Raw genomic sequence first — 11,735 nt, forward strand, 5'->3', positions numbered from 1 at the left:
TAATGCTGTCTGGATTTAGGAAAAAACTACTTGGTATTTTATGTATCGTTATTGCATCATTACCTCTTACGCTTGAGGCTAATGTATACACCTTGGTACCAAGACCTATGCATACCGCTCCGGGAGTCATAACTGTTCAAGAATTCTTTTGGTACAGCTGCCCTCACTGCTACAGCATAGATCCTGAATTTGAGAAGTGGGTGCACAATCTACCTAAAGATGTGAAAGTAGAAATCATACCAGCTGTTGCAAACATCTATTGGAGAAAAATGGCAACGCTGTACTATACTCTTCAGGATCTAGGACAGCTATCAAAATTACACAAAAAAATATTTGATGCTCAACATTTATCTCACATCAACCTATATGATCCTGACGTTTTAAAGAAATTTTTGATAGAGAACGGAATCAGCTGGGAAAAATATCAGAAAATTTCAAATTCTTTTGCGGTAACGGTTAGAGTTAAGAGAAGTGAGGATTTGGTTAAAAATTACGGCATTGAAGGGGTTCCTGCTTTTGTAATAAACGGTCGTTATCGTGTATCCGTGGAAACAATAGGATCTGAAAAAGAATTATTACCTGCTGTTAGCAAAACTATTGACATTGCTAGAAATGAAAAAAGATAATGATACGTTCTCAGAAGCTGACCGAAAGTACATGCAATTAGCATTATCAGCCTCTGAGAATGGCATGTATACGACAACACCTAATCCTCGCGTTGGGTGCGTGCTGGTCAAAGAAAACAAAGTTCTGTCTGTGGGATGGCATCAACGTGCAGGTGATAATCACGCTGAGATTAACTGCTTCAATCAGATAAAAAAAGAGGATTTAATTGATGCTACGGCTTATGTAACCCTTGAGCCTTGTTGTCATCATGGACTTACCCTTCCCTGTGTAGATAGCATAGTAGAAAATCGCCTAAAGAGGGTTGTAATCTCCTCCCTTGACCCAAACCCCTTGGTAAGTGGTAAAGGGCGAGAAAAGCTTCGTGCTAACAACATTGTCGTTCATACTGGATTAATGGCTAACGAAGCTTTAATGATCAATTGCGGTTTTTTTAAACGAATGATGTGCAGTAAGCCATGGATCAGGATAAAAATGGCTTTTTCATTGGATGGAAGAACGGCACTATCCTCAGGAGAGAGCAAGTGGATAACCAACGAAGAGTGCAGACAGGATGTACATCATTGGCGAGCTAGAAGTTGCGGAGTAATAACGGGAATAGGGACGATACTAGCAGATAACCCATCAATGAACGTACGTTATAAAGAAACAACTCGCCAACCAACACTTATAATTCTTGACTCTAAGCTCAGAATACCTCTGTCTTCCAACTGTTTAGGGGTACCTAATAGAAAAATAATAATAGCCCACTCCTCGACCAACAAGGCTAAGGAAAATGATCTTCATGAGAATAATATCTCTACAGTGCTGTGTCCAAAAAAGAACGGTCTTGTAGACATGACATTCCTGCTAAGTTATCTAGGAGAAAAAGAAGAAATGAACGAAGTCATAGTCGAAGCTGGTACCAAAGTAAGCACCAGCCTTCACCAAGAAGAGTATGACGAGCTTATATGCTACGTAGGCGGGAAGATACTCGGACACCAAGCACAACCGATGCTACATCTATCGTTAGAAAAACTACACGAAGCCCAGCAACTTGACCTGATCAATACCAAAGTTATGAAGAATGACATCCGCCTGATTTACCACCATCCGAACAACGCATTGCACAAATGGCACGAAAAATACCAAAACCTAACAACATAGCTAAAGAAAAAAAGAAAACAACAGACAACTCTGGAATCGTTACGACGTCAAGAAAGCGCCACTGAACGACGGCACAATCACCAGCAGAAGAAAACATTTTCGGAAACCATTTCGCAAAAAAAATTTTATTTATAAAGTTCGAAAACTCCAGCCCACACCGAGATACAGCAGAAGGAAAAACCTGCAAGTACACCTGATAAATACCAGCACACAAACCGCAAAGTGCAGACAAAAAACCCATAAATAAGGCCACAAAATGAGCACGGCTACAGGAAGTACATGAAAAAACACTAAAAAACAACACTAGAAAGGCAAAGTAACGTTGAACTACGCACAATGGGCATGGCATCAAAAAAAACTTCTCCTGCATGAAGTACGCGTACAATAACCCTACCAAAGAAAATAATCCGCTCAAAAATAACAAGGCTCGCGGTCTACAAGAGCGCGTGCAGTAATACATATTTATCTCCAAAAAATTAATTAATAAAATAAATATTTAGATATTGCATGAATAAATTAACAGCGGTATATAAAGTCACTCTCCACAAAAATAACTATCTGTCATTCCTAACTTAGCCACAGAATCTTGAAAATCATGCACGTTATCAAAATTATGGTAAACAGATGCAAACCGAACCCACGCAACCCTATCTAGATGAAACAAAACCCGCATAACCTGCTCCCCAACAAACCGAGACGAAACCTCCCGCTCTCCTGTATGAACAAGGCTGGATTCTATATCCATAATTGCTTCATCAAGCTGTATGGCAGAAATTGACCTTTTTCGAAGAGCAATCATCATACTTGACTCTAGTTTCTTGCGGTCATATTCTTCTCGTACACCGCTTCTCTTTACAATTTGCGGAAACTTTTTACTCAATCGCTCATGCGTAGTAAATCTCTTTCCACACAAAGAACACCTGCGCCTACGCCGAACTACCGTCCCCCCAGCTACAACTCGAGAATCAGAAACTTGCGTATATTCTCCATTGCAAAATGGACAATGCATACCTACATCCCGGATAGATACCCAACCCATGTATTGTCGTACACAGGAAAGCGATCACAAAGTTCTATCACGTTCCCACGAACACTCTTTGTAACTAATTCATCCCCAGAAGAATTAATAGCGTCTGCAATAAATCCAGCCACCAGACGCATTTCTTCAATACCAAAACCACGCGTAGTCAAAGCCGGTGTACCGAATCTAACACCAGACGTCTGCCAAGGACTCCTAGTCTCATTTGGCACAGTATTCTTATTAACAGTTATATAACAATGCCCCAAAATTTTCTCTACTTCCTTACCACTAAGATCTGTAGATTCGCGCAAATCAATCAGAAGCATATGTGAGTCAGTGCCTCCAGAAACAACACGAAACCCCCTAATCATAAGTTCTTCGGCTAAAATTTTCGCATTGTCAATTACTTGTTTTTGATAAGAAGCAAATTCTTTCGTCAATGCCTTTTTAAAAGCAATTGCTTTTCCGGCAATTACATGGAGCAATGGACCGCCCTGTAATCCTGGAAAAATACTAGAATTTAGTAACTTTTCATGATCAGATGATGCCAAAATTACACCGCCACGAGGACCACGAAGAGTTTTATGAGTAGTCGACGTAATAAAATCAGCAATACCAATTGGTGACGGATATAATTTAGCTGCTATCAAACCGGCAAAATGAGCAATATCAGCCATAAGATACGCACCAACTTTATCTGCAATATCACGAAAACGCACCCAATCAATAACCCTAGAATAGGACGAAGCTCCTGCAATAATCAGTTTTGCCTTATGTTTCTTAGCCAAAAATTCTACTTGATCGTAATCAATAAGCTCAGTCTTCGAATCAAGTCCGTAGGACACAGCATTAAAATACCTGCCAGACACATTAACTGATGACCCATGAGTCAAATGCCCTCCATCAGACAGAGCCATACCCAACACACAATCGCCTGGATTTAGGACGGATAAAAAAACAGCCTGATTAGCCTGTGAACCAGAGTGAGGTTGTACATTAGCGTACGAACATCCAAACAACTCCTTCAATCTCTCAATAGCACAAGACTCTACTTCATCAACAAACTCACACCCACCATAATAGCGCTTACCCGGATAACCTTCAGCATACTTGTTAGTCAACTGTGATCCCTGAGCAACCATAACTTCAGGGTAAGTGTAGTTCTCTGATGCAATCAATTCTAGATGTTGATGCTGGCGCAAAACTTCCTTACGAATGGAAACCCAAACTTCGTCATCATAACATGGGGAGGGGAAAGCAAAAGACATAACTTAACTCCAAATAAATCTAAGATCCAGCCACAGTCATTCTATCAATCAATACGGACCCACACCTCTTAGATCCACGCACTACCTGATCTGTGCCCACAGCAACTATATGTCGGAACATATCTCTCAAATTAGCGGCAATAGTAACCTCTTCCACTGGAAATTGTATAGCACCATTTTCTACCCAATATCCTGAGGCACCACGAGAATAATCGCCAGTTAAATAATTAACCCCAAAACCTATCAGCTCCGTAATCAATAACCCTCGTCCCATCAAGTTAATTAACTCCTCCAATGATTGTCCTGTATCCAACAAACACAAATTATGAGTTCCCCCAGCATTTCCGGTGGTCTTAAGCCCCATTTTACGAGCAGAGTAAACAGACAAGAAATACCCCGTCAAAATGCCGCGATCAACAACCAGCCGAGACTTAGTTACGACACCATCATCATCGAATGGTGAACTAGCCAATCCCTTAGCAATAAACGGATCTTCCTCCAGTTGAATAAAATCAGGAAACACTTGCTGACCACAAGAATCATTCAAAAACGACATCTTTCGGTAGAGTTGGTGACCCGATGCAGCAACAGCCAAATGTCCAAGCAAACTTATAGCAACAGGAGCTTCAAATATAACCGGAACTTGCTGGGTACTAACTTGCCTAGCACCCAAACGGGACAAAGTTCTTTTGGCAGCATAAACTCCCACTTCAACAGGATCAGCAAGGTCGATCCAATCTCGTTGCGAAGAAAACCACCCATCCCTCTGCTTTCCCTCAGCTACACCTGCCAAAAAAGAACACGACAGTAAATGACGTGACGCCGAATATCCACCCTGAAACCCGCTGGAATTAGCAGATATAAAATGATTTTGCACGGTTGAAACAGTTACTCCCTCGGATTGTCGAATTTCCGAGCTATAACCTAAACCCGCCTCCTCACAAGAACAAGCTAACTCCATAGCAGCAACAGGTGTTAGATCCCATGGATGAAACAGTGACAGATCAGGAATCTCCCCAGAAAACAATTCATCCTCTTCTGGCAACCCAGCAGCAGTATCGCTCTCAGTAAACCGAGCAATAGATACAGCCTTTTTAACCATTTGATCAATAGAAGTCGGAGAAAAATCAGAAGTCGCAGCTGATCCCCTTCTTTGCCCGACATATACATTTACCGAACAAGATTTATCACGGTTAAATTCAACAGTCTCGCTATCACCTTGACGAACGGTAACAGATAATCCGTAGGACTCAGATGCATCAACTGAAGCCTGTGTAGCACCTTCAGCCTTACATAAATCCAAAACTTGAGACGACAAACCAGACAAACACTGCTGACTGAGAAAAAACTCACCTTCTAATTGTTTTTTAGACATACCACTCCCGCATTTGTACACTAACCGCAGGAGAGAATCATAACAACTTCAAAAGATTTGCGCAGTAAATATAAGTAGAGATTCCTTTTTTTTCAATCGGCAAAAATATCTCAACCATCAACAAACCACCCATCAATAGCAGACGAAAAGGCAGAAATATCCTCCTCTGCAGGAACAAAACATCGAACCAACGTAGTTTCAGAAAAAACATCATCAACTTTAGGATTAGAAAAAACTTGATTAAAGTCACTGCTCATAACCGACACCATACACTGATCAAACGACTCACTAATAATACTAGTTGGAACCAAAAATGCATTATGTTCAGAATTATCCTTACCTTTAAGGGAATCATAGTCAGGAAGCGAAAGTATATTTCTCTTAACTACAGGATCTTTTCCTTTGCTTCCTTCAAAGAAAGCAACAACAGGTTGAGAGGAAAGTACCTCTATACCAATAAACCCACGTCCGTCCTCTTTGCGTCTAAATCTCCTAACCAAGCAAACACGCCAGGACATAGCTTCAGGCAAAGCCAAAGCAAAAACAGTGTGAATAACGATAGGGTTATCATCAGCTTTGGGAATAATCACACCAAAACCATTGATGCTCATATCTTCTATATTCCAGCATAACTCGGGGTCAACCTCAGATAGATAATCTTTAGGATTAGATTTGATTATTTTTAAAATATTGTCGTAGCCGAATATCCCAAAAGCGCTAAAACCAGCCAAATGACGCTCGTGCAAACGACGACTGTGCCCAGCACCTTCCCATTGAATCTTAAGCAGTCTCTTCAATCTATTCTTTTGAACATCTAAAATCTCGGAAAAAACATCATCACAAAATACCCTGTCAATATTCCCAGAGATATCATCAAGCCACAAGTAAAGTATTTCTCCTTGTTCTTCCGCGTCTTTTTCACTGATCAGACGAACACCTTTACCTGGATCACTCAAATTAAAATAAAAACGACAAGAATCTGTAGGAAATGATACCAAATTGATATAGTCAGAAATTCTATCAAGTACAGCATCAACAATTAACATTTCAGCTGGACTAAGGGATTGGAGGGAACAAATTTCACAAGTAATCGTACGAATAAAAGCACTCAAAAATGGCCCTGTAGCCTTCGAAGTACGAGCCGAATCAATCTTGGAAACGGTATCAAAAACCAATCTAAAAACTTTTACGCAGTGCACCCACCATTCACTCGACACTGAACGATAATCAGCTGCATACCACAAAAACTTCATCCTCATGATAGAAATATATTCTCTGCACAATCTCAAATTCAACCTAGGAGCATCATCAGGAATAGAATCGATACAGTCGGACACGGCCTCATCAATGTCATCAAAATAAGCACGCCCCTCCATCCAAAATTCTTTGCGATCACCATCCAAGGTAGAATTCAGAGATATCATGCATAATCTAACAACACTGCAAGCAACAGAAGAAGAAAATATACGCTTGATACGCACACCAAGCTTTCCACCATCAGATAGTGCTTGACGCAGCTCTTTTCTGGCTTTTTTTAAATCCAAAAGGAGGGAGGAAAAATTAACACCCTGCATAGAGAAGCTAACGCCACTGCAACCAAATAACCCACCATCACCTTCAGGAACTTTCAATGATTTTTCTTTTTTTATCATATTATGCAAGCATCTTTTCAGTTGGTTGGCATCGGAAACACCTGCAAGAGCAAAAACAACCGATGATTCTCTCACGAAAAATAACAATAAGGTAGATTCGTTATACGGCGATAGGGGCTTTTATCGCTGGATGAAACTGATAATCAACAAAACTAAAATCTTCCTTTTCATATTCAAATAAGCAACCTGGTTTACGCCTAATCACCAATGTAGGTCGCGGATATGGATTGCGCGATAACTGTTCTCTAACTTGATCAAAATGATTACTGTATATATGAGTATCCCCCATATTGACAATAAGCATTCCCGGAGTTAAATCGGTCTGTTGGGCCACCATTGATGTCAGCAACGCGTAGGAACAAATATTAAAAGGGAGCCCCAAAAAACAATCAACACTCCTCATAAAAAATAGGCAATCTAGGAACTTGGATTGACGGACATAAAACTGAAAAAATACGTGACACGGCGGTAAAGCCATCATACCCATAGCAACATTCTGTTGAGGAGAAAGACCTTCATCTGGCAAATAAGCAACGTTATAAGCGCTAACCACAATACGACGAGAATGGGGAGCATTATTGATCTTATCAATAGCCTGAGACAATTGATCTATCGATCCGTTACTATCACGGTTAGGCCAAGATCGCCACTGAAAACCATAAATTGGACCCAATGATCCATCCACATCTGCCCATTCATCCCAAATCGTAACCCCATGTTGATGGAGATCCCGCACATTAGTGCCTCCTGACAAAAACCAAAGCAACTCTGACACCACACTAACCAAGTGGATCTTCTTTGTTGTAATCAAGGGAAACCCATCGGAAAAATCAAAAAAGAGAGTCTGACCAAAAAGACTGACCGTGCCAATACCAGTACGATCAAAACGTTCCTCACCATGAGTCATAACTTTTTTCAATAACTCCAAATACTGCTCCATACAAAATTCCCGTATATTATAGAACCCACGAACGCAATCTTTTAGGAAGAAGGAAAGGCATTGGATATCAACCCCAACGGAAGCGGAACGACACCTAGAAACCGTGCTGTTTACCCTGGAACTTTCGATCCCTTTACGTGCGGACACGAGGACATGGTTAAAAGGGGATTACAACTGTTCGCCCATATTACAATCGCGGTTGCAACACAGTCAACCGCGAAAAAAAACCTCTTCACCATTCATGAGAGAGTAGATATGGTCAGAAAGGTAGCGGGAAAATACCCCAACGTTGACGTAGTAGAATTCGACGGCCTATTAGTAGACTTCATGAAACAATCTGGATTTAACGTGGCCTTGCGAGGATTGCGAATAACTTCCGACTTCGAGTACGAGTCCCAAATGACCCACATAAACAAACTGTTGCACGGCAGTCATGAAACTTTATTTCTCATTCCTTCAGAGGGTAATCAGTTCACATCTTCAACTGCAGTCAGAGAAATTTCCGCCATGGGTGGTGACATTGCGCAGTTTGTGGACCCATACGTAGCAGATAAATTAAAACAGAAGATGAACATCAGGAAAGGAAAGTAGTATGTCTTTGTGGATAACAGACGAATGCATCAACTGCGATGTATGCGAGCCAGAATGTCCAAACCAAGCAATATATGAAGGACCATTGATTTATGAAATAGATGTAAATCGTTGCACCGAATGCGTTGGTCATTTCTCAGAACCTCAGTGCGTACAAGTTTGCCCGGTTGCTTGTATAACCGTTCATCCTAATCACAACGAAACACAAGAACAATTATTAAAGAAATACAACTCCCTAAATTCAAAAACAACTCCCTAAATTCAAAAAAAACCGGAACAACCGGAACTACTATTTAAATTTAAAAACTACTTTTGGCAACCTGGGCAAAAAAAGGTACTTCTCTGGTTAGTACGAATGACCTCTATTTCTTGTAATGAGCAAGACGAGCAAAGCATTCCTGTTCTGCCATAAACACGCAAGCTATTTTGAAATTTCCCCTTCTCCCCAGACACACTTAAAAAATCACGTAAAGTAGTCCCTCCTCTTGCAATAGCAAGTCTCAAAACAGATTTAATTGATTTAACCAAACGTAATAATTCGCTATGAGTCAGAGAGTCTGCTTGACGAAGAGGATGAATTCTAGCATCAAATAAACTCTCATTTGCGTATATGTTGCCTATACCAACTACAATTGCGGAATTCATCAGACAAGCTTTTATGCTAGAACGTCTGCCAATAAGTACCTGACGAAAATACTTGGCACAAAACTTTCTCGACAAAGGTTCGCATCCCAAGTTGTGCAAACATAAAAAATCATCTGGTTTAGCAGCATACAAAAAACACCCGAACCGACGAGGATCATGAAAACGCAAAACCAAATCATTTTGCAAAACAATATCGATAAGATCATGTTTACCAGGTGGAATTTTGGATGAAGTCACTCGCAAACATCCAGACATTCCTAAGTGAATTAAAATGCACCCTCGATTGGATAATCCTAGTATCAAATACTTAGCACGTCTAGTAATGTAACTAACACGTGAACCTTTGCATAATTGAGAAATACCATCGGTAACTGGGTAACGAAGAGACGCCTGACGCACATCAACTCGACTAAGACGAGCACCTATGAAACCTTTCCTCAACTCATTACACACAACCTCAACTTCTGGAAGCTCCGGCATACTAATCACCCAATCATATCCACACGATGTAAAAATTCTACCCTTGGAACATTCAATGATATAGAATGTTAAGGGTCAAGATTATACTATCAACGTATGCTACTGGAAAAAAGGACTATCCATGGACAAGATAGGAGTTTTATTTCAGAGATTGTTATTGATTGGCTGGGTTTTTGCGCTTTCAGCGTGCGTATCAGTGGGTAACAGAACATTTGTTAACCAACCAATCCATTCTACATTCGATGGACCAGAAGTATCTTCTCCTGCAGTAACAGATTCGTCGATCCCGATATATGAAATATCTGGGAGTGTAACTGCAGTTTCTTACCGTGGCATTGTTACTGGAAAAATAAAGATTATTCATGGAAGTCATGATGATCGTGTAACCATCGTTTCTCCTAGTAATGATCTGCTTGCCGATGTAGTTGTGGCTGGCAATAAAATATTTTTCCGTCGCGGCAGCAAACCACCACGTGTAGAATTATTTAGAGATTGGATGCGGACTAATTTCGGTATAAGTACATCCATGGCGGCTGCCCTATCGTGGGTGAAGGGTCACCCTTACGATGAAAAACATGCAATATTCATGGACACCGATAATAGGAAGCGCAAGTGTTTCTTGGAAAACAAGTGGCTAGTTTGCATACAACAACCAACTGACTCGCAGAAAATTGTGAAAAAAATAGTTCAAATATCGGTACCAGGTGTAAACATAAGCCTTTCAGTAGACAGATGAACGACTGCAAATATCACATCAACAGATGGTGGTCACCAGCAAAAATTAACCTGTTCCTAAACGTCGTAAACAAACGCTCAGATGGGTACCACGAAATACAAACAGGGCTTGTAAACATTACACTGTGCGACACCATGAGCTACCACGTAACAAGAAGTAAAAACATACACATTGATGTACAAGGACTCCCTACTAATTGCTCAGCAACAAATAATTTAGCGTACAAAGCTGCCAAGTTGTTGCAAGAAAAAACTGGAACCTCCAGAGGTTGCCGTATTTCGCTGAAAAAAGCTATCCCAACAGGATCTGGTTTAGCAGGAGGAAGTTCAAACGCCGCAACAACTCTAATAGCACTAAACTTATTGTGGGAAATAAATATCAGCAACCAACAACTTCAGCACATAGGCCTGCAATTAGGGCAAGACGTACCGTTCTTTATATCAGGAAAACCCAGCTGGGGAATTGAAAAAGGGGGCATAATCAAAACAATCCCGGACAATAACTTCCTCATACCACAATACTGCATCCTAATAGCACCACGAATCCATGTTACATCAGCAACAATCTATGAAAACCTGAAAGAACCCCGAGGAAAAATTTACCAATTATTCGATAAAAAAGCCTATCAACATGGCAACGACTTAGAAGAAACCGTTCTGAACCTACACCCTAACATCAAAGACGCCAAAACATGGTTAAGCAACTGGGGTATCCCTCAAATCAGTGGATCTGGGGGCAGCATATTTTGTTTACTAGAAAAACTAGAAACAGCAATAGAAATAGCTAGAAATCCGAAAACAAGCCAGCTGGGAGATGTATTCGTAACGAAGATACTGAGGCAACATCCTCATTACCACATGTCTCACAATTTTTATCTCAATTCATCAATGGCTTCATCAAAAAAGTAATGCAAACATAAAGTCGCACAAAGAAAAATCTGAAGATACCTTTATTGGCAGGACATGGGCAAACATAGATTAGTACACTACCTTTTCAACCTAACAGAGATGAGGTGCATTGGCATCGGGTAAAAACAAACGGGAAAACAACCCCGTTAGGTAATGTATCAACCCACTTTCTGATTAAAACACTATGATAATTGATGTCATCAATTATCATAGGTAATCATAAAATTACCTGCAAACACCTATCATGAGCACAACTAGCACACGTGGAAAACAAGGGGAAATAACAACTTCCAATCAACAAACGACCACTTTACGCACAGCAAGACCTGGAACTTCCTTAGACAAATTG

At 40.5% G+C, this 11,735-nt stretch carries 13 protein-coding genes; 6 read left to right on the forward strand and 7 right to left on the reverse strand.

Translation table 11 applies throughout. From position 1 onward, the window contains the following. Window positions 1-2 precede the first annotated feature (2 nt). Entirely contained in the window at window positions 3-626 is a 624-nt protein-coding gene (locus Arg41_RS00905; protein ID WP_092490415.1) for a thiol:disulfide interchange protein DsbA/DsbL, read from the forward strand. Beyond that, entirely contained in the window at window positions 613-1,770 is a 1,158-nt protein-coding gene (gene ribD / locus Arg41_RS00910; RefSeq protein WP_092342634.1) for a bifunctional diaminohydroxyphosphoribosylaminopyrimidine deaminase/5-amino-6-(5-phosphoribosylamino)uracil reductase RibD, read from the forward strand. The genes Arg41_RS00905 and ribD overlap by 14 nt, the downstream gene beginning before the upstream one ends. On the opposite strand, the gene Arg41_RS00915 is transcribed toward ribD, so the two are convergent. The 6 genes from Arg41_RS00915 to Arg41_RS00940 all read right to left on the reverse strand — a co-directional run bounded on the left by Arg41_RS00915 (window position 1,682) and on the right by Arg41_RS00940 (window position 8,026). Next, entirely contained in the window at window positions 1,682-2,230 is a 549-nt protein-coding gene (locus Arg41_RS00915) for a disulfide bond formation protein B (RefSeq protein WP_092486475.1), read from the reverse strand. The genes ribD and Arg41_RS00915 overlap by 89 nt on opposite strands. A gap of 75 nt (window positions 2,231-2,305) precedes the next feature. Further along, entirely contained in the window at window positions 2,306-2,779 is a 474-nt protein-coding gene (gene nrdR, locus Arg41_RS00920) for a transcriptional regulator NrdR (protein ID WP_092342638.1), read from the reverse strand. 2 nt (window positions 2,780-2,781) lie between these two features. Continuing rightward, window positions 2,782-4,059 (reverse strand): serine hydroxymethyltransferase, encoded by a 1,278-nt coding sequence (glyA, locus tag Arg41_RS00925; RefSeq protein WP_092486478.1) that lies wholly within the window; start codon window positions 4,057-4,059, stop codon window positions 2,782-2,784. A gap of 19 nt (window positions 4,060-4,078) precedes the next feature. Further along, window positions 4,079-5,434, reverse strand: a complete 1,356-nt coding sequence (gene pmbA, locus Arg41_RS00930) for a metalloprotease PmbA (RefSeq protein WP_092342642.1) — start codon at window positions 5,432-5,434, stop codon at window positions 4,079-4,081. A 110-nt stretch (window positions 5,435-5,544) separates the two neighbouring features. Continuing rightward, a complete protein-coding gene (locus Arg41_RS00935; RefSeq protein ID WP_092342644.1) occupies window positions 5,545-7,161 on the reverse strand; it encodes a hypothetical protein in 1,617 nt (538 codons plus the stop codon). A 25-nt stretch (window positions 7,162-7,186) separates the two neighbouring features. Further along, complete coding sequence (locus Arg41_RS00940; protein ID WP_092342646.1) at window positions 7,187-8,026, reverse strand: thymidylate synthase; 840 nt, start codon at window positions 8,024-8,026, stop codon at window positions 7,187-7,189. Between the two features lie 153 nt (window positions 8,027-8,179). On the opposite strand from Arg41_RS00940, the gene coaD reads away from it, so the two are divergent. Next, complete coding sequence (gene coaD / locus Arg41_RS00945; RefSeq protein WP_242641362.1) at window positions 8,180-8,617, forward strand: pantetheine-phosphate adenylyltransferase; 438 nt, start codon at window positions 8,180-8,182, stop codon at window positions 8,615-8,617. Window position 8,618: 1 nt separating this feature from the next. Then, window positions 8,619-8,876, forward strand: coding sequence for a YfhL family 4Fe-4S dicluster ferredoxin (locus tag Arg41_RS00950; RefSeq protein WP_092342648.1), 258 nt, complete (start codon window positions 8,619-8,621; stop codon window positions 8,874-8,876). A gap of 47 nt (window positions 8,877-8,923) precedes the next feature. On the opposite strand, the gene mutM is transcribed toward Arg41_RS00950, so the two are convergent. Next, window positions 8,924-9,742, reverse strand: coding sequence for a bifunctional DNA-formamidopyrimidine glycosylase/DNA-(apurinic or apyrimidinic site) lyase (gene mutM / locus Arg41_RS00955; protein WP_092342650.1), 819 nt, complete (start codon window positions 9,740-9,742; stop codon window positions 8,924-8,926). A gap of 121 nt (window positions 9,743-9,863) precedes the next feature. Between mutM and Arg41_RS00960 the strand changes: the two genes are divergently transcribed. Together Arg41_RS00960 and ispE are read left to right on the forward strand one after the other, a co-directional pair. Next, window positions 9,864-10,478: a hypothetical protein gene (locus tag Arg41_RS00960; protein WP_092490416.1), complete on the forward strand. Its 615-nt coding sequence runs from the start codon at window positions 9,864-9,866 to the stop codon at window positions 10,476-10,478. Continuing rightward, window positions 10,475-11,386, forward strand: coding sequence for a 4-(cytidine 5'-diphospho)-2-C-methyl-D-erythritol kinase (gene ispE, locus Arg41_RS00965; RefSeq protein WP_092486481.1), 912 nt, complete (start codon window positions 10,475-10,477; stop codon window positions 11,384-11,386). The genes Arg41_RS00960 and ispE overlap by 4 nt, the downstream gene beginning before the upstream one ends. Window positions 11,387-11,735 lie beyond the last annotated feature (349 nt).

It is taken from the genome of Candidatus Ichthyocystis hellenicum (genome assembly GCF_001460935.1).
GTDB lineage: Bacteria > Pseudomonadota > Gammaproteobacteria > Burkholderiales > 2013Ark19i > Ichthyocystis > Ichthyocystis hellenicum.